The sequence below is a fragment of the Paenibacillus sp. BK720 genome, assembly GCF_011761545.1.
Taxonomy (GTDB): domain Bacteria; phylum Bacillota; class Bacilli; order Paenibacillales; family Paenibacillaceae; genus Pristimantibacillus.
This window is the reverse complement of record NZ_JAASRQ010000006.1, coordinates 290,839-312,260: the sequence shown is the minus strand read 5'-3', so window position 1 is coordinate 312,260 and position 21,422 is coordinate 290,839. Positions and strand designations below refer to the sequence as shown.

Annotated in this window: 19 protein-coding genes and 2 riboswitches; of the genes, 8 read left to right on the top strand and 11 right to left on the bottom strand. The window is 53.1% G+C overall.

The genetic code is table 11. The annotated features are described in order from the left end of the window. The 3 genes from FHT67_RS23155 (at position 1) to FHT67_RS23145 (ending at position 3,396) form a co-directional block, all read left to right on the top strand. Positions 1-738, top strand: a complete 738-nt coding sequence (locus tag FHT67_RS23155) for a hypothetical protein (protein ID WP_167201451.1) — start codon at positions 1-3, stop codon at positions 736-738. A gap of 113 nt (positions 739-851) precedes the next feature. Next, positions 852-1,514: a TetR/AcrR family transcriptional regulator gene (locus FHT67_RS23150; RefSeq protein WP_167201450.1), complete on the top strand. Its 663-nt coding sequence runs from the start codon at positions 852-854 to the stop codon at positions 1,512-1,514. Positions 1,515-1,539: 25 nt separating this feature from the next. After that, a complete protein-coding gene (locus FHT67_RS23145; RefSeq protein WP_132308475.1) occupies positions 1,540-3,396 on the top strand; it encodes an LTA synthase family protein in 1,857 nt (618 codons plus the stop codon). Positions 3,397-3,424: 28 nt separating this feature from the next. On the opposite strand, the gene FHT67_RS23140 is transcribed toward FHT67_RS23145, so the two are convergent. After that, entirely contained in the window at positions 3,425-4,828 is a 1,404-nt protein-coding gene (locus FHT67_RS23140; protein ID WP_167201449.1) for an MFS transporter, read from the bottom strand. A 149-nt stretch (positions 4,829-4,977) separates the two neighbouring features. Here FHT67_RS23140 and FHT67_RS23135 point away from each other — a divergent pair, with 149 nt between their 5' ends. Continuing rightward, on the top strand, positions 4,978-5,691 hold the full coding sequence (locus FHT67_RS23135) for a helix-turn-helix transcriptional regulator (RefSeq protein WP_167201448.1): 714 nt from the start codon (positions 4,978-4,980) through the stop codon (positions 5,689-5,691). After that, the gene (locus FHT67_RS30405; RefSeq protein WP_279591588.1) at positions 5,692-5,814 is read left to right on the top strand and encodes a hypothetical protein; all 123 of its coding nucleotides are present in this window, start codon (positions 5,692-5,694) and stop codon (positions 5,812-5,814) included. Positions 5,815-5,833: 19 nt separating this feature from the next. Here the strand turns inward: FHT67_RS30405 and FHT67_RS23130 are convergent, their stop codons facing one another. The 3 genes from FHT67_RS23130 to FHT67_RS23120 are packed head-to-tail and all read right to left on the bottom strand — an operon-like array spanning position 5,834 to position 8,833. Continuing rightward, a complete protein-coding gene (locus tag FHT67_RS23130) occupies positions 5,834-6,841 on the bottom strand; it encodes a FecCD family ABC transporter permease (RefSeq protein ID WP_132308481.1) in 1,008 nt (335 codons plus the stop codon). Continuing rightward, positions 6,838-7,851: a FecCD family ABC transporter permease gene (locus FHT67_RS23125; RefSeq protein ID WP_167201447.1), complete on the bottom strand. Its 1,014-nt coding sequence runs from the start codon at positions 7,849-7,851 to the stop codon at positions 6,838-6,840. Before FHT67_RS23125 ends, FHT67_RS23130 begins: the two co-directional genes overlap by 4 nt. Before the next feature lie 4 nt (positions 7,852-7,855). Then, positions 7,856-8,833, bottom strand: a complete 978-nt coding sequence (locus FHT67_RS23120) for an iron-hydroxamate ABC transporter substrate-binding protein (protein ID WP_167201446.1) — start codon at positions 8,831-8,833, stop codon at positions 7,856-7,858. 225 nt (positions 8,834-9,058) lie between these two features. Here FHT67_RS23120 and FHT67_RS23115 point away from each other — a divergent pair, with 225 nt between their 5' ends. Next, a complete protein-coding gene (locus tag FHT67_RS23115; RefSeq protein ID WP_167201445.1) occupies positions 9,059-10,111 on the top strand; it encodes an NAD(P)/FAD-dependent oxidoreductase in 1,053 nt (350 codons plus the stop codon). Between the two features lie 111 nt (positions 10,112-10,222). Next, complete coding sequence (locus FHT67_RS23110) at positions 10,223-10,912, top strand: NAD-dependent epimerase/dehydratase family protein (RefSeq protein ID WP_167201444.1); 690 nt, start codon at positions 10,223-10,225, stop codon at positions 10,910-10,912. Here FHT67_RS23110 and FHT67_RS23105 read toward each other — a convergent pair. From FHT67_RS23105 to FHT67_RS23080, 6 genes are all read right to left on the bottom strand, one after another. Beyond that, positions 10,884-13,211: a histidine kinase gene (locus tag FHT67_RS23105; RefSeq protein WP_167201443.1), complete on the bottom strand. Its 2,328-nt coding sequence runs from the start codon at positions 13,209-13,211 to the stop codon at positions 10,884-10,886. The genes FHT67_RS23110 and FHT67_RS23105 overlap by 29 nt on opposite strands. A gap of 189 nt (positions 13,212-13,400) precedes the next feature. After that, positions 13,401-14,003 carry a potassium-transporting ATPase subunit KdpC gene (kdpC, locus tag FHT67_RS23100; RefSeq protein ID WP_167201442.1) on the bottom strand — a complete coding sequence of 201 codons (603 nt, stop codon included), beginning with the start codon at positions 14,001-14,003 and terminating at the stop codon, positions 13,401-13,403. Between the two features lie 25 nt (positions 14,004-14,028). Beyond that, a complete protein-coding gene (kdpB, locus tag FHT67_RS23095; RefSeq protein WP_208403502.1) occupies positions 14,029-16,038 on the bottom strand; it encodes a potassium-transporting ATPase subunit KdpB in 2,010 nt (669 codons plus the stop codon). A gap of 45 nt (positions 16,039-16,083) precedes the next feature. Beyond that, positions 16,084-17,763 (bottom strand): potassium-transporting ATPase subunit KdpA, encoded by a 1,680-nt coding sequence (kdpA, locus tag FHT67_RS23090; protein ID WP_167201440.1) that lies wholly within the window; start codon positions 17,761-17,763, stop codon positions 16,084-16,086. A 33-nt stretch (positions 17,764-17,796) separates the two neighbouring features. Then, positions 17,797-17,874 carry a K(+)-transporting ATPase subunit F gene (gene kdpF, locus FHT67_RS30695; RefSeq protein WP_083778284.1) on the bottom strand — a complete coding sequence of 26 codons (78 nt, stop codon included), beginning with the start codon at positions 17,872-17,874 and terminating at the stop codon, positions 17,797-17,799. 179 nt (positions 17,875-18,053) lie between these two features. After that, complete coding sequence (locus tag FHT67_RS23080) at positions 18,054-18,473, bottom strand: hypothetical protein (protein ID WP_167201439.1); 420 nt, start codon at positions 18,471-18,473, stop codon at positions 18,054-18,056. 122 nt (positions 18,474-18,595) lie between these two features. Next, positions 18,596-18,779, bottom strand: a riboswitch (cyclic di-AMP (ydaO/yuaA leader). A gap of 110 nt (positions 18,780-18,889) precedes the next feature. Continuing rightward, positions 18,890-19,084, bottom strand: a riboswitch (cyclic di-AMP (ydaO/yuaA leader). Positions 19,085-19,518: 434 nt separating this feature from the next. Here FHT67_RS23080 and rlmN point away from each other — a divergent pair. Further along, the gene (gene rlmN, locus FHT67_RS23075) at positions 19,519-20,589 is read left to right on the top strand and encodes a dual-specificity RNA methyltransferase RlmN (RefSeq protein ID WP_167201438.1); all 1,071 of its coding nucleotides are present in this window, start codon (positions 19,519-19,521) and stop codon (positions 20,587-20,589) included. A gap of 114 nt (positions 20,590-20,703) precedes the next feature. Here the strand turns inward: rlmN and FHT67_RS23070 are convergent, their stop codons facing one another. After that, positions 20,704-21,348, bottom strand: a complete 645-nt coding sequence (locus FHT67_RS23070; protein WP_167201437.1) for a lysoplasmalogenase — start codon at positions 21,346-21,348, stop codon at positions 20,704-20,706. Positions 21,349-21,422: the final 74 nt, after the last annotated feature.

The following is a 21,422-nucleotide window of genomic DNA, read 5'->3' as shown; positions in this document are numbered from 1 at the left end:
ATGAATCAGCATGTGGCTGGCAAGACTGTCAGAAATTTAAGAATTACCGGCAGCTCCAGCGTTATGGGCGGCACCTATAATAATGTCAAAATTGTCGGAGAAGGCGCGATCGAGGGAGATACGGCTTGCACCAAGCTCAGCTGCGTAGGGACGCTGGAGGTTGATGGCACGGTGACGGCCGATAAAATCAACATTGTGGGCACTTGCGAGGTGACAGGCGGTCTTCGCGGAGGCGAGCTCAAAACGTCAGGCACTGTCAGCGTCGGCGGGACTACTCAGCTCAAGGAGCTGAATATAGCAGGCACGATAGAATCGAAGAATCATGTCTACAGCGAGCTCATCAAGCTGAGAGGCATGCTGCACACCCTGGGCGATTGCGAAGCCGAGCAGTTTACGGCACGGGGCATCTTTGAAATCGGCGGTTTGCTGAATGCGGGGAAGCTTCAAGTCCATCTGTACCGGGACTGCAAGGCACACGAAATCGGAGGCGGTCATATAATGGTTCGCAAAGCCAAGTGGCTGCATCCGCTCAGCTTCTTTTTCAAACCTTCTTCCAGCGCTAGGTTAACGGTCTCAGTTATGGAAGGAGATCATATCTATTTGGAAAATACGATTGCTGATATAGTAAGAGGGAACAAGGTAGTGATCGGGCCAGGCTGCGAGATCGGGCTTGTCGAATTTAAGGAGCATTTCGAGAAAAGAAAAGACGCCGTCGTAAGAGATAACCGAAAAGTTTAGGCGATTTTGTGATGTTTTGGCAGACCGATTGACATCGCCTTAGCCTTGCGCTAAAATTTCGCTGTGCGATCGTTCAGTGAAATTCATGCTTACGAAGTAAGGAGGTGGCGACGATGACTCGCAACATCCGAAAAGAGCAGGCCGCTGAAACACGAGAAAAAATATTGGAAGCAGCAAAATCATTATTTGCGGAAAAAGGATACCATGGCACCCCGGTACGAGAAATTACGAGGAAAATCGGGATGGGAGACGGTATCCTTTATCATTATTTTCCGGGCGGCAAGCGGGAGATTATGGCGGTGCTGCTACGTGAGAGCTTCGAGCACCGTAGAGAAGGAATAAAGCAGATTCAACGGGTTGTCGAGGGCCTCGACCTGCGGGACGCGATGATCACCATTAAGCGCCGCTTGTACGAACTGTTTACGGAGGATATGGACTTAACTCGGATTTTGTTTCGGGAGAATGACCTGCTGGGCTTCGAGGAAGCCGAGCAATTAACGGTACTGATTCGCGAGCAGTGCGCCATTTTTGAAAGGTTTCTAAGAGAACGGCACGAGAAAGGCGAGATTCGCGCTCTCGATTTCCGGATAGCGTCGCGACAATTCTTGTCTACGACCTTGCATGCGATTATGAGCAAATCGGTTGGGATACAGCTCCTGAACGAACCGGATGTTTATAAACATATGGAAGAGAATGTGGATTTTACAATAGATCTATGGAGAATTCCTTCAGCTACAGAGAAAAAGCCGAAGGTTCTTTTGTGTGATTCACAATGAAATACAATGAAAGGTGATGACTAGGGTGTCTTTAATAACCAGATTTTTAAATAGAAGATTTTATTATTTCGTTATTATCCTGCTGATAAAAAGTATCGTAGCCCGCGATGTCGTCTTCGGCAACGGTTTTTCGTGGCTGACGATTATGACGGAGATTCCCTTCTTTGTCGCGGTATTCTGTCTGATTGAGTTTTTTGCAGGCAAGCGCAAGATGCTTTATTACATGATCGTCAATTTGCTGTTTACGGCCTTATACTTCGCCATACTGATGTATTACAAGTACTACGGCATTATCGTCAATACGGATGCGTTAAGCCAAGCCAACAAAATGGCCGAGGTAGGGGAAAGTACCTACTCGCTGATGGATCCTTATTATTTGCTTATTTTCGTTGACATTATCGTGATTTCGGTTGTCCTCATTCTGCCAAGGTTCAGGAAAGCCCGCCAGGAAGCTCAGCTGCGTCCGGTGAGAAGCAAAGCGTGGATGGCGGTATTCGCCTTGTCCGTTGTCGTTTGCCTGGTGAACGTATGGCCGAACCGCGCGAGCATGAACGAGAACAAGCAAGCCGAAGAGATGGGCCTTCTCGATTACGAAGTATACAACATCATCGATAAAATGATGGAGAAAGAGCCGATTACGCCGATCGACCAAATTACGCAAGCGAAAATCGATGAGCTTAAAGGCATTACCGTGCAGGCATCGCCGAAATACTTTGGTGCCGCGAAAGGCAAAAACGTCATTATTCTTCAAATGGAATCGTACCAGGACTTCCTGATCGGCCTCAAAGTTGGCGGCGTGGAAATTACGCCGAACATGAACAAGCTGGTTCAGGAAGCTACGCACTACAAAAACTTCTATACGATGGTCGGCCAAGGCACAACCTCGGACGCAGAGTATGTGGTGAATACATCGCTGTACGTACCTAAGCATAAAGCAGCGACAGACGTAAACGTCGACAAAGCGCTGCCAAGCTTGCCGAAGCTGATGAAAGAGAACGGTTATTATACCGCAACGTTCCATACGAACGCGGTTGAGTTCTGGAACCGTACGGAGCTGTACTCGGCTCTTGGCTGGGATAAATATTACGATCAAGCCTTCTATGGCGACGAAGACCATGTAGCCTTCGGCGCATCGGACGAAGTTTTATATTCGAAGACTCTTCCTGAGCTTGTGAAGCTGGATCAGGCGGATAAGCCGTTCTATGCGCAAGTGATCTCGATGAGCGCGCATCATCCTTACAACATTCCGACTTCGAAGTACCGGATCGAGCTTCCTGCGGAATTCAAGGATGACAGCCTTGTAACCCGTTATCTGAAAGCTCAAAACTACGCCGACTATGCGCTTGGCCAATTTATCGACGGCCTGAAATCGAGCGGCCTGTGGGATGACAGCATTGTCCTCATGTACGGCGACCACCAAGGTCTGCCGCTGTACTCGCTTGACGATAACGAAAAAGCGCTGATGAAGGAAATGCTTGGCACGGATTACGGCCATACCGAAATGTTCAACATCCCTCTTATTATGCACGTTCCGGGCGTAACTCAACCGTCCGAAGTGGATAAAGTGGGAGGTCAGATTGATATTCTGCCAACCGTTGCGAACCTGGTAGGCGCGTCGCTGTCGAATCAGATTCACTTTGGCGAAGACCTTCTGAACCAAAGCTCGGAGCTGATTCCAATGCGTCACTTCCTGCCTAGCGGCTCGGTTATCGACAACGAGAACCTGTTTGTGCCGGGTATCGAATACAAAGACGGCACGAACCACAAAGTGGTCGACGGCACGGAAACGACGGAAGGCGGCGTAACCGAAGACGAGTACAACAGAGCGCTTGAGCTTCTGCATTTGTCGGACAGCTACGTACAGCAGCTTCCTCATAAGTAGAATTTAACGACCAAAGGCAAAGGCCCCCTTAGGATAAGGGGGCCTTTGTTTGTTCTTTTTTGCTGTAACGCCAAGTTGAGAACAGCTGAATGGCGGCCGCGAAGAAGAAAGGAAGGATATGCTCGCCCTCATCGATCAGGCGTCCAAAGGCACCGGGCCATAGAATGGCGCCTAACCGGATAAGGAAAGACGCAAGCCGCGAGGACCGGGAGCGCTGCTTCCTGGCAGGCTGGGCGTTTATTACCGCATACCGTGTGCCTCGCGTGCCAAGGTTGAACATACTGCATAAGACATAGAGGATGGCGGCGGGAACGAAAGAAGCTGCTAAAGGCAGTAAAAGCACGCATACTGCGCCGGCCAGCTGCAGGTTGACTACCGGCTTGATGGGACCAAATCGTTCTGACGCATGGATCAGCGCATAGGCCAAGACGCCGGCTAGAAGATAGGACAAAGCAATGACCAGTCCCACTTCGCTTGTGGACACCTGAAACCGTTCGGAAAACCAATAAGCGCTCATGGTGCTGGTCAGCGTAACGGCGACCGTCTGCACTATGTTCATCACGCCGTTCATCTCCTCCGGCGAGCCGCCGGCTACCCGGATCATTGCTAGGGCAATGAGCAGCAGGAAGAGCAGTACTGGCATAAACGCGGAGAGAATCGGAAATTCGGCGTAGCCTCCGACAAAGAGAATGAGGAGGCCCAGCAAAATAATTCCGCCTGCCAGCAGCAGGGACATACGTCTGCTTAGGGCCGGTTTGACCGAAGGAGACGAAGCGGAGGAGGGCGAAGCTGCAAGGTTCGCTTCCTCAGCCGTGGCCGCACGGCGCCTTGCCCCGCCATGAATGGAGAGCAGCAGCGCAACCCCGGCTGCGGCACATACGGCGGGAAGAATAAATAACAGCCGGTAGGCTTCCCGATCCGGCAGCCAGTCCCGCAGCAGAGGAGTAAGGCAGGCGATAAGCGCTCCAAATCCCATCCCCGCGTAACCAAGCAGCGCATGCTTGCCAAAAAGAATGGTCAGCTTGCGGGAGAAGGCTCCAAGCCATCGCCTTTCTATAGGGGCTGCCGGACCGCCGGATCCGCTGTGACCCATGCCAAAGCCGGCAACGATAATGGCCAGGCATAGTGTAGCCGTACCGCTTGATACGATCACAAGCAAGGCAGCCGCCGCCGTTAGGACTTCATACAGCAGCAAATAATTTTTTGGACCTAGAAGGGCGTTTAGCTCGGCGGTAAAGGTTGTGATCAGGGTGCGGAATAAACCTGCCGCAGCGAACAATCCTCCAATCGCGGCTCCGCTCCAGCCGAGCTCCCTTAAATATAAGCTTGTTTCTACTGCCGCAAAGCCTTGTCCTATACTGCGGAGAAAGGCAATCAGCTGCAATCTTCTTAATGTGGGGTGATGGCCAAGCCAGTTATTCCACTTCCGCATCCTTACTCGTATAAGTGCCGGTATCATGATTGACTCAGAAACTCCGTTCTATGATAAGGTGATGCTGCTAGTGTACAACATCATCCTTGACATCTATTGTCAGTAATTAATAATAAGATCAAGATCTATTGCATGAAGGAGAATAAGACATGAGAGCTGACCGGCTTATATCGATATTGATGCTGCTTCAGCAGGAGGGAAAGAAAACGGCTGCGGAGCTGGCTGATCGCCTTGAAGTATCGGAGCGTACGATTTACCGCGACATGGATGCCCTCAGCTTGTCGGGCATTCCGGTTTACGCGGATCCCGGTGCCGGTGGCGGATTTTCGCTCCCGCCTAATTACAAAAGCCCGATTGGCGGCTTAACGACGCCAGAAATTCAGGCCTTGTTCCTGTATGCGGCGGAGGGATCGTTGGATCAGCTGGGAATAGGCTCCGCGCTTCGTTCCGCGTTGCTCAAGCTGATGCAGGCGCTGCCGGAGCAAAGCCGCAAGGATGCCTATTGGATTCAGCAGCGGATTCATATCGACCCTGATTCCTGGCAGCAGGAAGAGAAGGCTTTGCCGCATTTTGCAGCGGTTCAAGATTCGATTATGAAGCTTTGCGAGGTCCAGATCAGCTACAGGAACCGTGCCGGCTTGGAGAAAAGCCTGATTGTAAAGCCTTACGGTCTTGTAGCCAAAGCCGGCATATGGTTTCTCGTTGGAGAAGGCGATCAAGGGGCGCAAGCCTACCGGTTATCCCGCATTCAGGACGTAAAGGTTACAGAAGGAAAGTTCGAGCGGCCCGAGAGCTTTGACCTGCAGGCTTTTTGGAAAGAGTGGGTGATTCGTTACGAGGCAAGAACCATCACGAATAGCTGAATGCAGCTGCTTCTGCATCAAATCGTGATAGGGGCGGGTCTTGCGGGTCTTGCGGGACTGGCAGGTGCAGCGGAAATTGCGAATGCCGGGAAAAAGGCTGCCCCGTTAGCCATTGGCTTTTGAGGCAGCCTTTACTACTTAATCATTTCTTTAGAAGCAGGAACAAGAAATACGGCGCTCCGATCAGCGATACAACGATGCCGGCCGGCAATCCGCCCGCAATGTCGATTTGGCGGCCAATCGTATCGGCCAGAACCAGCAGCCATCCGCCAAACAGGATGGAGATCGGAATAAACAATTGATTACGCGGACCTACCAGAGCCTTTGCGATATGCGGAGCAAGCAGACCGATGAAGGCGATCCCGCCTGTGACGGATACGGCGGATGCCGCAAGCGCAACAGCGGAGAAGAGCAGCACCAGGCGCTCTTTGGTCAGCGAGATGCCAACCCCAACCGCAACGGGTTCGTTTAACGCCAGAATGTTAAGGCGGTTTGCCTTGTATAGCGTAAACGGAATAAAGATGGCGAGCCATGGCCACATAGCGTTAATAAATACCCAATCCGTTCCCCAAATGCCGCCGGCGATCCACTTGGCGATAAAATCCACCTTCTGGCGGTCAGCGGAGGATATGAGCACGATCATGACACCGCTAAGCGCCATCTGGAAGCCGATACCCGTCAACACCATGCTGACCGGTTGGATGCCGACATGCTTTTTCCAGGAGAAAAGAGCAATAAGGACCGCGGTTGCCAGACCGCCGATAAACGCAACAACCGGCAGGGCGTACACGAACGGACCGGCTTCCGTCGGGAAGAACAGGAAGAAGACCGTGATGGCAACGCCAGCCCCCGAGTTGATGCCAACAATGCCGGGATCGGCCAGATCATTGCGGGAAACTCCTTGCAGAATGGAACCGGACAAAGCAAGCGCCATGCCCGCGAGCAAAGTAATGATGACACGCGGCATTCGTATGTCGAACAGGATAAAGTTTTCTTTTTTTGTGCCATCCCCGAAGATTACGGGAATCAGCCTTTTAAAGGTTAAAGTGGAGTAACCCAGACTAAGGCTGACAATAACGGTCGCCACAATAAGCAGAAGCAGGATCCCGAGAATGATGCGTTGTTTTCGAACCATATGCGATAAAATCATTTCAGCGCTTTGCCTCCTCTTCTAACGATGATAAGGAAGAAGGGCAGACCCACAACCGCAATAACGGCCGCTACAGGGGTTTCGTACGGCGCATTGATGGTCCGGCCGATCAGATCCGCAAGGAGCATAAAGGAAGCACCCGCGAAAACGGACATCGGAATGGAATAGCGATAATCCTGGCCGACAATAGCCCGCACGATATGCGGGATCATCAGGCCAAGGAAAGCCAGATTGCCGACTAGCGCGACGGAAGCGCCCGCGAGCAGAATCGTAACGGTGAACAGGATGCCTTTGATCAGACCGGTTTTTTGCCCGAGACTGGTCGCCACGTCTTCGCTAAGACTAAGAATGGTGAGCTGCTTCGACATGGCAATGGCAATAAGAATGCCGGCTGCGATGACCGGAACAATCGTCTGAAGCTGCCCCCAGGACGTTCCGATCAGACCGCCGGCCGTCCACATGTTGACGTCCTTGGATACCTTGAAGGTGAGGCCGATGCCTTCGGCAACGGCGTACAGAAACGTAGAAACGGCGGCACCCGCGAGTACGATCCGGATAGGGGAGAAGCCGCCCCGTTTTGCCGCGCCGATCCCGATAACGAGAATGGAGCCTAGGGCGGCACCGACAAAGCAGGCAATCATAATGCCGAAATAATTGATTTGAGGGAAAAGCGCAACCGTTGCGGCAAGGGCGGCGTTCGCGCCGGCCGATAAGCCAAGAAGCCCCGGGTCTGCCAGAGCATTCCGGGTCACGCCCTGCATAATGGCGCCGGATACGGCTAGCGCCGCACCAACAAAGATTGCCGCGATCTCGCGCGGCAGCCTGATTTCACGCAAAAGCGTCACTTTCTCGCTGGTATCGTGAGGTGACGTCAGCGCAAGCCACGTATCATGGACCGTGGTGTCGGCAGCGCCGAACACCATGGCCAAGAAGAAGATTGCGATAAAGAAAACGATCCCGGCAAAAAGTTTGAGTGCAAATGGAATTGGGCGTCTCGTTTCCTGCTTCATCGGCTTATTTCCCCAGGAACTGCTCTTTGAAGAAGTTCAGCTGATAGTCAAGCGTATACGCATCATTGAAGTAGAAGCCTCTAGCGTCTGCCGTGATGACATGATTGTTTTTTACAGCAGGGATGTTCTTGTAAGTTTCGGTTTCCGTAATGGAGCCTGCAGTATCTTTAGTTTGGCTGAAGACGATGTAGTCGCCCGCGTATTGGGGAAGAACCTCCAGGGATAAAGCGTACCAGCCGTCTTTCGAGGTCATTTCTTTTACTTTCTCGGGCATCTTCAGGCCCATCGCCTGGTACAGAATTTCGGTGCCGCGGCCCCAGGCATCTCCGAACATATACAATTCCTTGTCGTAGTTCTCAATGACCGTAACCGTGGAGTCTTCTCCGATTTTCGCTTTAATATCTTTGCCGATTTGAGTGGCGCGTGCTTTGAAGTCTTCGACCCAAGCCGTTGCTTCTTTTTCCTTGTTAACGGCTTTGCCGACTTCGATATGCTGCTGCAGGTAATCGACTTTGTTGTAGGTGAAAATAACGGTTGGAGCGATTTCCTTCAGCTTATCGACATTTTTTGTCGTTTCGGTACCAATGATCAGATCCGGCTCCAGCTCGAGAATTTTCTCGACATCCTCTTCGGATACTTCGGTAACATCCTTCAGCTGCTCAGTGAAATTGGGATTGTCTTTCGCCCAGGAGGTAACGCCAACGGGAGTAAGGCCAAGGGATATCAGGCTGCCTGTGTAAGAAGAAAGATCAACAATGCGCTTCGGATTAGCAGGCACTTCCATAGGGCCGCTCTCCGACTGAAAGGTAATCGTGCCTGTCGCTTCCGAAGTCGTGTCCGCCGATGGGGAGGCATTCGCTGCCCCGGCATTATTTGAGGCGGTGGCGTTTGCCGCTCCGGCATTATTGCCCGAGTTGTTGCTGCCGCATGCGCTCAGAATGATAACGAAGAGCATCATGAGGGAAATAAGTGCTTTTTTCATGGTTGGGTAAACTCCTTATATATGGATTGGAATACATAAACAACGAGGGCAATATACTAATTTCAACGCTCATTAAGTGATAATGATTATCACTATCTGTGCCATTTACTAAATTATAGGGATTTGATCCGATTGTCAACCGCTTATTGAAAAATATTCTCAAAGGCCGTATACTATTGATAATGATAATCAATTACGACGGTGCTTTTCCGGGGAGGAACGTTCATGACGCAAGAAGAGTTGTATGACGTAACGGTAATCGGGGGCGGTCCTGCGGGGCTCTACTCGACTTTTTATAGCGGGCTTAGAGAATTGAAGACCAAGCTGATCGAATTCCAGCCGTTTCTGGGCGGCAAGGTTCATGTGTATCCGGAGAAAATGATCTGGGACATTGGAGGGCTGATGCCAACGCCGGGCGCTCAGCTGATCGAGCAGCTGGTGAAGCAGGGACTGACGTTCGACCCCGAGGTTGTCCTGAACGAAAAGGTCGAATCCATTACCAAGAACGAAGACCATATCTTTGAGCTGCATGGCTCGTCGGGACGCATTCATTATTCGAAGACCGTTATCGTTGCGGTTGGCGGCGGCATACTGAATCCGACCAAGCTGGCGATTGAAGGCGCGGAGAAGTTTGAGGTAACCAACCTGCACTATACCGTTAAATCGCTTAAGAGATTTAAAGACAAGAACGTCGTGATCTCCGGCGGCGGCAACTCGGCCGTGGACTGGGCGATGGAGCTTCTGCCTTTCGCGAGGAGGATCTATATAACCTATCGCAAAGAGGCCTTGTCCGGGCATGAAGCGAATGTAACGACGCTGCTGAACAGCCCGAAAGTCGAGTGCTTGTTCCACACCGAAATTACGAAGCTGCTGGCGAATTCGGGCGATGAGCTTGTTGAACGCGTCGAGCTTACGAACAGCAGGTCCGGCGAAGTATCCCATCTGTCGATTGACGAGGTTGTCATTAATCACGGTTACGACCGGGATTCCTCGCTGCTCGAGAACAGCAAGCTGAATATCGAGATGGTCGACAATTGGTATGTGAAAGGCAATCCAAGCGGCGAAACTTCCGTGCCGGGCATGTTTGCCGCAGGGGATATCCTGATGCACGACGGCAAGCTGCATCTTATTGCAGGCTGCTTCCAGGATGCGGCGAATGCGGTGAACAGAGCGAAATCCTTCATTCAACCGGAAGCTAATAAGTACGGAATGGTCTCATCCCATAACGAAATATTCAAAGAACGGAACCGCGAGCTTGTGAAGCAACTGATGGTCTAATATAGAGCAAGGACGGAGCAGCAAGGTAGCTGCTCCGTCCTTTTTTTGTACCTGCTTAAGGCCTATGCCATAATGGTTGTACGACCTGTAAATAAAGGAGAGATGCGAGAAATGGAAGAGAGGCCGGCGAAACGAAAGATTAAAGCGATTGTGACCGGAGCGACGGGCATGGTAGGTGAAGGCGTTCTGATGGAATGCCTGATTCACCCCGATGTCGAGCAGGTGCTTATCCTTACCCGGCGGCCTAGCGGCGTTGCGCATCCCAAGCTGAAGGAAATCGTCCATCGGGATTTTCATGATCTGACCCCAATCCAGTATGAGCTGGAAGGCTACAACGCCTGCTATTTTTGCCTTGGCGTATCCTCCATCGGCATGTCGGAAGCCGACTATACCCGCGTGACCTACGATCTCACGATGCATGTTGCCCGTCTGCTCTCGAGCCTGAATCCGGATATGGTGTTCTGTTACGTAACGGGCGGCGGGACGGACAGCACGGAGCAAGGCAGGAGCATGTGGGCGAGAGTGAAGGGAAGAACCGAGAATCACCTGCTGCAGCTGCCGTTCCGCAGGGCCTTTATGTTCCGTCCGGGCTACATGCACCCGAGCAAAGGACAGGTAAGGGTTCCGAAATGGGCAAAAGCGTTAACCTGGCTGTATCCGATTCTAAGGCCGCTGTTCCCGAACCATCTCATCACGCTGCGTCAGGTGGGCCTCGCCATGATCCAGACCTCATATACCGGCTACGACCGCCATAATCTCGATCCGAAAGATATTATTGCTCTTGCGAAGGAAGGCAGCTGACGACCATGACATCCATGTTCCGGCCGCCCTGCAGCAATTTCTTCGTCATGGATGGCCGGAACAAACTCGCAAACCAGCCTCTCTTCTCTTGGCCAACGATTAACTGCGTGCTTTTTCGCGCATTGGCATGGGTGAGCAGAAAAGCCGGAATATCGCGCGTCTGCCGCATCTCTTTCCGGACGAACGCACCTCCAAGCTGCTCCGTTAATTGCTCCAGCTCCCGTAAGCGGCGGTCTAGCGCCGCACGATCCGCTTGGCCGTTATGGACGGCCATCACATGCCATTCCGCTTTTAGCCGGTAGGCGATACGGAAGCCTCTGCGGATCAGCCGCTCTCCCTGCGCCAGGTCGGTGATGGCCACGAATATAACCTCCTGCCTCCGCCATGGGCCGCGTAGTGCGCCCGTCCGCTCCCACGATTCCAGCCGTTCATCCACGTCGTCGGCAATTTCCCGCAAGGCCAGCTCCCGAAGGGCAATCAGATTGCCCAGCTGAAAAAACGCGTCAAGCGATTCCTCGACCTTGTTCATCGGATAGATTTTCCCCTGCCGCATCCGCTCTTGCAGCGCCTTGGGCGATACATCGATCAGCTCGACTTCATCCGCCAGGCGAAGCATGCGGTCCGGAATCGTCTCTCTTACGCGAACGCCCGCAATCTGCTCAACGGCATCGTTTAAGCTCTCAAGATGCTGGACATTAACGGTCGAAATAACCGAGATGCCGGCATCCAGAATCGCAAGGACATCCTCATAACGCTTCTTATATTGACTTCCCGGCACATTTGTATGGGCCAGCTCGTCGATCAGCACAACCTCCGGAAAACGTTCCAGAATCGCGGAAACATCCATTTCTTTTAGCTGCGTTCCTTTGTAAGGAATCGTAGCTTTTGGAATCAGCTCCAGCTCGCCGATCTGCTCCATGGTTTCCTTCCGGCCATGCGTCTCGAGCAGGCCGATAACGACATCAATGCCTTTGCGGAGTAGAACATTTCCTTCACGAAGCATGGTGTAGGTCTTGCCCACGCCGGGCGCAGACCCGATGTAGACCTTGAAGGTGCCCCGTTTAAGCCGTTTCGTCGTTTGAAGCTGCTCGTCGGGACTAAGTCTTCTGTAAACGGGATCCGGAGTAGTCCGATGCTTGGCCGGCAGGATGCGCTCGCCTTCTGCTTCCGTACGGTCCGCCACGAAAAAGACGTCGATATGGCGCGCATAGCGCAAAATCCCGTTAACAACGGAGCCGTGAAGCAGCTCCTGCAGCGGCGTATGCTTCGAGTGGCCAAGCACGATGCGGGTTACGCCGTGATCCATCGCGTATCTGGCCATCTGCTCGGATAGATGGCGCCGGTGCAAATGGGGAACGGCAAGCTCCTCAAAACCCGCCCCAATCTTCTGGGTAAGCTTGATAATAGACCGCTTGAACGCAGCCGCTTCCTTCGTCATTGCTTTCCCCGCTTTGACGAAGGAGACGACGAGCAGCTCTCCGTTCAGCCTTCTGGCAACCTGCTGGCCCCGACGTATATGGATCGAGCCGTTCCAGTGATATTGGGCGGCAACGAGAATCCGTTCGGCCGCGCCGGACGGACCTACCAAGCCCTGCTGTCTCCGGTGATTTTCAAGCGAATCGTTAACATCCTCCGCCATCAGACGCAGCGCAAGCTCGCGCAGCTTGCCAAGGTTGCCCTTAAGCAGCAGATGCGGGGAGCTCGCGTTGCGCAGATGCCCTTCGTTCACGCGGGTCAGTATCGTTTCCGGCGATACGTCGATTAAACGGACCTCATCGGCCAGCTCCAGAATATCGTCGGGAATCGTATGCTCGGCCTCGATGCCGGTCAACTGATAGGCCAGGTCCGATACGCCGTTCAGCTCATATACGTTAAGCGTTGTAATCACGCTGATGCCGCATTCCAGCAAATGACGAATATCGTCCAGGCGGGTGGGAAGGGGACTGTCCGGCCGGTTTCGGTGCGCAAGTCCGTCCACCAGCACAACCTCGGGATTGCGCGCTTTTATAGCGGCCAGATCAAGATCCTTGCGCTCAATCCCGTCTTTTTGCCAATGAATGCTCGGAATCCGTTCCAGCTCGGCAAGCTGCTCCATCGTCTCCGGCCGCTGCATCGTGGATACGGCGCAAGTGACCACATCAATGCCCTGTTTCCGAAGCTGCTGGCCCTCCCGCAGCATATGATACGTTTTGCCGGCCCCGCTTACCGCCCCGATATAAATTTTGAGCCGTCCGTGATGCAGCTTCGTTATGGCCTTCAGCAGCTCTTCGGGTGTTTTGCGGCGATAGCTGTCGTTCATGTCCCGTCGTTCCTCCTCTCCGTAAGACCCGTGAAAGCCCCGCCTGCGCCACTTGGGGCAGGCGGGGCTGCTGTTTACCACATCAGAAAGTATAAGTTTTCGAACTCGAAAACCAGCTTTCTGATTGGCGATAAAAACTACCGCTGAAACGCGGCCCTTCATCTTCGAAGTACTTCGATAGAAGTTTTCTCATTTGCGGAGCTGGCTTAATTCGATGTTCAGCTCCAGCACGTTAACGCGGGGGTCCCCGAAGACGCCAAGATCGCGTCCGTCGGTATGCTTTTTCACCAGCTCTTTCAGAGTGTCCGCCGGCAACCCGGTCAGCTTGCTGATGCGCGGAATTTGGACCTCGGCCGACGCCGGCGTAATATGCGGGTCCAGACCCGAGCCAGAATTGGTAATCAGCGCAAGAGGAAGCTGGTTAACCGGAACATCGGGATTGGCGGCCTGCCAGGCGGCAATCGAATCTTTTGTCCGCTGCAGCATATCTGGATTCGAAGGCGCGTAGTTGTTCGAGCCGGACGCTTCCGCTTTGTAGTCGATGCTCGATACCCTTCCTTGGAAATACGCAGGGTCGGTAAAGCTCTGCCCGATCAAGGAGGAGCCGATAATCCGGCCGTTCGAATCCTTGATCATGCTGCCGTTCGCCTGATGCGGGAAGAGCAGCTGGGCAAGGCCGGTTGACACTAGCGGGTAAATAATGCCGCATATCAGAATAAACGCGATACCGGCTCTTAAGGCAATCATAAAGAGAGAGCCGTTAGATCCCGATGAAGATGTGGAGTTCGTCATGATTATCTCTTCCTTTCAGATCGGTCTAGATCCATACATGAACAAGCAGGTCGATCAGCTTAATGCCGATAAACGGGGCAAGGACGCCGCCAAGTCCGTAGATCAGAAGGTTTTTGCTTAACAGCTTCGACGCGCTCATCGGTTTGTACTGCACCCCGCGCATGGCGAGCGGAATGAGCAGAGGAATGATGATCGCGTTAAAGATAAGCGCGGACAGAATGGCCGAAGAGGGCGAACCCAGCTTCATGATGTTCAAGGCGTCCATCTGAGGGATCGCGATCATAAACATGGCCGGAATGATGGCGAAATATTTGGCGATATCGTTCGCGATGCTAAAGGTTGTCAGCGCGCCGCGCGTCATGAGGAGCTGCTTGCCGATCGCAACCACTTCGATAATTTTGGACGGGTCGGAATCCAGGTCGATCATGTTGGCCGCTTCTTTCGCTGCGACCGTACCGCTGTTCATGGCAAGGCCAACGTCGGCCTGGGCAAGCGCGGGAGCGTCGTTTGTCCCGTCGCCCGTCATCGCAACCAGGCTGCCTTCCGCCTGCTCGCGGCGGATCAGCGCGATTTTATCCTCGGGCCTGCTCTCCGCCACAAAATCGTCAACTCCCGCTTCACGGGCAATCGTTGCGGCTGTCAGCGGGTTGTCGCCGGTACACATAATCGTCTTGATCCCCATGCGGCGCAGCTGCTCGAACCTCTCCTGCATGCCCGGCTTCACGGTATCCTTCAAATAAATAATGCCGTAGATGCGGTTATCAACCGCCACAGCGAGCGGGGTACCGCCAAGCACGGCAACTCCTTCGCCGGTAGCGTCAAGATCGGAAGGGACGGTGCCGCCTTGGGAAGCTACCCATTTCTTCACGGCGTCAACGGCGCCTTTGCGTATTTTCCGTCCGTCCGGAAGATCCAGACCGCTCATCCGGGTCTCGGCCGTAAACGCTATGACTTCAGCGTTCTCGGCAAGAGAGGAAGGATAACTCAGCTGCTTGGTCTTCATCAGCTCCAGGACGGAACGGCCCTCCGGCGTTTCGTCTTTGGCGGAGCTGACGGCTGCCCATTCGCCAAGCTCCTGGACGCTTACGCCTTTGACAGGCAGGAAGTCGCTTGCCATTCGGTTGCCGTACGTAATCGTGCCGGTCTTATCCAGAATCATCGTATTAATGTCGCCGGCTGCTTCCACCGCTTTGCCGGACATGGCCAGCACGTTAAACTGCGTGACGCGGTCCATGCCGGCGATCCCGATGGCTGACAGCAGACCGCCGATAGTCGTAGGAATCAGACAGACAAGAAGGGCAATGAGCACCGGAATATCAAGCACAACGCCAACATATTTGGCGATTGGAGCCAGGGTTACCACAACGATCAGGAAGATCAGCGTCAGGCTGGTCAGCAGCGTGTTCAGCGCCAGCTCGTTAGGCGTCTTTTGCCGCTTCGCGCCTTCCACAAGGGAGATCATGCGGTCGATAAACGACTCGCCGGGATCGCTCATGATCCGGACTTTGATCCGGTCGCTGACAACGCGGGTACCGCCCGTTACCGAGCTGAAGTCGCCGCCGGCTTCCTTGATCACCGGTGCCGATTCACCCGTAATCGCCGACTCGTCGACAGAGGCAAGACCTTCGATGATCTCGCCGTCGCCGGGAATCATCTCTCCTTCGGAGACGACGACGATATCGCCTTTACGGAGCTCGGTTGACGACACCTGCTTAGTCGTCTGGCCCGTCACTTTGTTTGCCGTAATATCTTTTTTGCTCTTCTTGAGCGAATCCGCCTGGGCTTTGCCCCGTCCTTCGGCCAGCGCTTCCGCAAAGTTAGCGAACAAAACGGTGAACAGCAGGATCAGAAAGACCGTCAGATTGAATCCGATACGACCCTCCGTTCCGAAGTAGCCGGGGAAGATCGTCATCAGCAGGACGACAAGCGTACCGACCTCGACGACAAACATGACGGGATTTCTCATCATGGTGAGCGGATTTAATTTCAGAAAGCTGTCCTTTACCGCGCGACTTATAATCGCCGAGGTCAGCATGGATTTGCGTTGTGTGGTCACGGTTATTCACCTCATCCTTATCCGTTAGCGAATCGTTAAATGCTCTGCAATAGGTCCAAGTACAACGGCAGGCAGGAACGTAAGCGCGCCGACAATCACTACGGTTCCTACTAGAATCCCGCCAAACAGCACGTTGTCTGTCCGGAATGTGCCAATCGTCTCCGGTACGGGCTTTTTGCGGACCAGGGATCCGGCTACGGCAAGCATGGCAATCATCGAAATATAACGTCCAAGCAGCATGACAAGACCGGTCGTCATGTTCCAGAACGGCGTATTGTCGGCAAGGCCTTCAAAGCCGGAGCCATTATTCGAAGCCGAAGAGGTGTATTCATAGAGCACCTGCGAGATGCCGTGAAAGCCCGGATTCGTAATGGCACCCTGGCCAAGATCCGTCAGGAAAGCAATGGCGGTTGGCGCCAAAATGATAAACGGATGAACGAGAATCGCGATCGCGATCAGCTTCATTTCTTTGGGTTCGATTTTCCGACCGAGAAACTCCGGTGTCCGTCCAACCATCAGACCGGCGATAAACACGGCAAGAATGGCATACATCAGCATATTGACGAGCCCGACGCCCTTGCCGCCGAACACGACGTTCAGCATCATCTCCGCCAGCGGGACAAGACCGCCGATCGGGGTCAGCGTATCATGCATGTTGTTAACTGAACCTGTAGTGGCTGCCGTCGTCACCGCCGTAAACAGGGAGGACTGGGCAATGCCGAACCGGACTTCCTTGCCCTCCATGCTGCCTTGCGAGGCGTCTACGCCAAGGTTGTTCAGTGCCGGATTGCCATGCAGCTCAGCCGTGTAGACCGTTGCAAGGAATACCAGGAACAGCGACATCATCGCGCCAAACACAACCCAGCCTTGCTTGCGGTTTCCCGCGAACCTGCCGTATACATAAGGAAGGCATGCAGGCAGCGCCCACATGGACAAAATCTCGATCACGTTCGTCAGCGGGCTTGGATTCTCGAATGGATGCGCCGAGTTGGCGCCCATAAAGCCGCCGCCGTTGGTACCCAAATGCTTAATCGATTCAAGCGAAGCAACCGGCCCGATGGCGATGCTTTGCGCTGCTCCTTCCAGCGTTGTTGCCGTAACGTTAGGCTGCAGCGTCTGCGGCACGTGAAGCGCCACAAGCACCAGCGTAATAAGCGTTGCGAGCGGCAGGAAAATCCGCGTATGGGATTTCACGAAATCGGTAAAGAAGTTGCCGATTGTGCTGCCCCTGCTCGTTAAGCCGCGGATAAAAGCAATCGCAACCGAGAAGCCGGTAGCCGCCGATGTGAACATCATCATCATAATGACGGCCATCTGCGAGAAATAGGACAGACCGGTCTCGCCGCTGTAGTGCTGCAGGTTCGTATTTGTAATAAAGCTGACAACGGTATTGAACGAAAGCGATTCTTCCATAGCGCCAATGCCGTTCGGGTTGCCCGGAAGGCTGCCCTGCAGGCGCAGAATCAAATAACTGATCGCGACAAGCACGATATTCGTGAGCAGGAAGCTCAGCGCGTATTTTTTCCAAGTCATGCCCTCACGCGACTTCAGGCCGATTACCTTATAGATGAACCTTTCGATGCCGCCAAAAACGCGGTCGATCCGGTTCGGTTGATCCGAATACACGTGATACACGTAGGTTCCGAGCGGTTTGACGAGCAGAATAAGCACGCCAACCACGATGATGAGCTGTAAAATATCCATTGCCATTGCGGCCTCCCAGCGATCGATTAGGGTTTAGAATTTCTCCGGGTTGATCAAGGCATAAACTAAGTAGAGAAAGAGAAACAGGGCAAGCACTAACGTGACAATCATCGCTTATCCTCCTCTTGAATAGCCCGGTCGCACCATTGCATAAAGCCGGCGAAGAGTACGAATATCGCTGCCAGCAGCAGCACCATATAAATATCCTGCATCGTATATTCCTCCTAAAAGAATTGCCGCATGGCCGTCAGGTGCCATTTGGGGCAATTCTTGTCTGGTTAGCATGTCCTTTACCGATTATCTTGGCTTGCCATGAGTTCGTTTATGATTAGAAAAGACGTATCCGCATGGCTTGAATGAATAACATCATTCGCGCCCATTCCTTTGTAGATCAGACGCGGGTTTGCACTGTCCGTAACGACGCAGATCGATTTCGACGTCCAGCTGCGGCAGATCTGGATATAACGGCAGCATAAGTTCAGGCTTCTCTCGAATAAAAAGATCCGGCCGACCGGCAGCTCCGGTACGCGCCAGGTGGCTTCATCCGTTGTGTTGACGACGATGACCGTGGTCACGCCAAGCTCCAGCATCCGCTCATACTCGGTCTTATTGTTCACGATGGCCGCAAACGGAATGTGCCGGCGTAGCAGCTGTTTAATAAAGTCCTCGCCTTGCACGTTGGGTGCGGAGACGAGTATATAGTCGACCATGTGTTTACGCTCCTCTTTTCGTTAGAGGAATCAACGACAAACAAAAAAGCCGCGGAAGAGGGACTCTTCACGCGGCTTATAAGCGCAGCACAAAATAAACCGCGCCTATATTCACGATCATCGTTGCCTCTCTTGGTACGCTGACGAAGTTAGCTGACGGATTCGGGCGTAAGAGTCGCCCTACGCCAACAAGCCCGATTAGAGCCGCGTTGGCGATTCACCCCGTGGACAAGCTGGCTTGCGTGCAGCCGGCTGTCCGATTGGTTCCCCCGTTCCCCCGTGTAGGGGATTAAGCGATAAAGACAGTTGATTAAAAATGGGCATCAGAAATAGCCGCAGAGGAAAGATCCCCGCGGCCCCTTAAGGTCACAAGATCACATCATCCTCTCTACCTGGAAAATGCCTCTGCCATAAGCAGCAGCATTTTCATCGCTTACGAGGTTAGCTGACGGATTCGGACGGTGAGAGTCGCCCTACCGGGTACGGCCGCGCGCAGCCTTTTCCCGGATTCACCCCGGATAAGCAAGCTGCTCCGGCTCTCACACCGTTGCGATGCCGCTTATCGATTGGTTCCCCCGTTTCCCTTAACGGAAACTCAGCGATTGCTACTTCAATCAATTGCTGAATCGTATATTACGCCTGCCGGTCGAGGTTGTAAATGAACCGTGGGGGCGGCATATTGTCTAATTCTGACAAGGAGCTTGGTTAGAACGTTTACATTGAAAGGGAACTCTACTATGCTCCTTCTTGGACTCTAAATCTCGCGAATGCTATAATTCGTTGCGAAATTTAGGTTTAGGCAAGCCTAATTGGATTGCCTGGAAAGACTAAATAACACGGAAAAACCGTCTTACAGCGGGCGGTGCACGCAGGAAACTGGAGCGGTACAATAAGTGCGCGAGTTAGACGAGAGAATGAGATAAGAGGGCGGAATGAGCGTATAATGGAAGGATTGGACTTTTTCGCCCCTTGTTTTCGTCAGCTAATTTTGGGACAATAGGAGCAGTATGCGGTTTCCGCCGCGTTTGTGAAAAGAGGAATAACGATGAGTACACCATCCATATATGGATTTACTTTAGATCAATTAACGGCATGGCTGGGCGAGCGGGGGCATAAAAAGTTCCGTGCGACTCAGGTGTGGGAATACTTGTACCGGAAGCGGGTTACTAGCTTTACGGACATGGCCGAGGTTCATCCGGACTGCGTGAAGCTTCTGGAGGAGAACTTTGCGATACAGACGCTGGTCGAGCATACGAAGCAGGTGTCGAAGGACGGCACCGTCAAGCTGCTGCTCAAGCTGGATGACGGCAACCTGATCGAGACGGTGATGATGCGCCATAAGTTCGGCCTGTCGGTCTGCGTAACCACGCAGGTTGGCTGCAACATCGGCTGCAGCTTCTGCGCGAGCGGCCTTTTGAAGAAGAGCAGGGACCTGACAAGCGGCGAGATTGTCGAGCAGATCATGAAGATCCAGCTCCATCTTGATGAAGCGGGTCAAGGCGAGAAGGTCAGCCATATCGTTGTCATGGGTATTGGCGAGCCATTCGATAACTTTATTCACTTGAACGACTTCCTTACAACGGTGAAGGATCATAAAGGCCTGGCTATCGGACCGCGCCATATTACGGTATCGACAAGCGGCCTCGCGGATAAAATCAGAGAATTTGCCGACAAGGATCAAGGGGTGAATCTCGCCGTATCGCTGCATGCGCCTAATAATGAACTGCGGACGCGGATTATGAAGATCAACCGTGCGATTCCGATCGAGAAGCTGATGGATGCGATCGATTATTATCTGGAGCGGACGAACCGCCGCATCACGCTGGAGTATATTCTGCTCAAGGGCGTGAATGACCGGCCGGAGCATGCGCTTGAGCTTGCCGAGCTGGTGGGCGACCGCCGCCGCTCCCTCGTGAACGTGAACCTGATTCCTTACAATCCGGTTGACGAGCATAGCCAATACCAGCGCAGCGAGAACGATTCCATTAAGAGCTTCTACGATACGCTCAAAAAACAAGACGTCAGCGTCAGCGTCCGCCTCGAGCATGGCGCCGACATCGACGCGGCTTGCGGCCAGCTGCGCAGCAAGCAGATGAACAAGGAAAAAGCCGGCTAACAACCGGCACGGCATAATAAAAGCCATGATCGCGGGATCATGGCTTTTTGCAATTCCAAGGGTCTATAATCCGGAATGAAACGCGCTCCTCCGCCTAAGGACGGCGAAGCCATTTCATCTTGCGGGAGCGGTGCGGCTTCGGTAACCGATGCAGGCCGCAATGCAAATCTGCGCGGCATAGTAAGTTGTCATAATGAGGATATCCGAGCCTGCCACATCCGAGACGAACTTATTCCAGGCGAGAATGGAGTCGGAAGCCATAAACAGCAAGGCGCCCGCAACCGCCCATGCGTTGCCGGACATGATGGCCGACCAGCCCATCAGCGAAATGGCGGTTACATAGACAAGCACGGGGAGTTTGAGACCGTCGTCTCCCGACTTTGCGAGAGCATCCATAAGCTCATACCCCATATAAACGGCGTATGCTCCGATCGGAACAATCGTGACGAGCCGCCGGAAGGAAAACCTCCATTGTCCGAAAAACCCGCTTAAATAAAACAAATGGCCGATTAAAAAGGCGGACAGTCCTACGATAAAGTTACCCAGGGTAACATCGCCAATCACGCAGAAGACAAGACCGGTTAGCACGATCCGTTGAAACCGCTTACCGTTTCGCGCGGGCTGCAAGTAAGCGTAACCGATAATCAGCAGCATCGGAATCGCTTTGAAAATTAGCTTGACGGCATGCGGTTCAGCGGGAATGATAAAAATGTAAAGCAAGCCCGTAAGCAGAATAAGGGCAGGCAGCAATTTATTCAATCGGCATCGCTCCTTTTTCCTAACTATAGCATAGAATTTCGTTTTTCAAGTCTGGATTCCTATCGAAAAGGCGG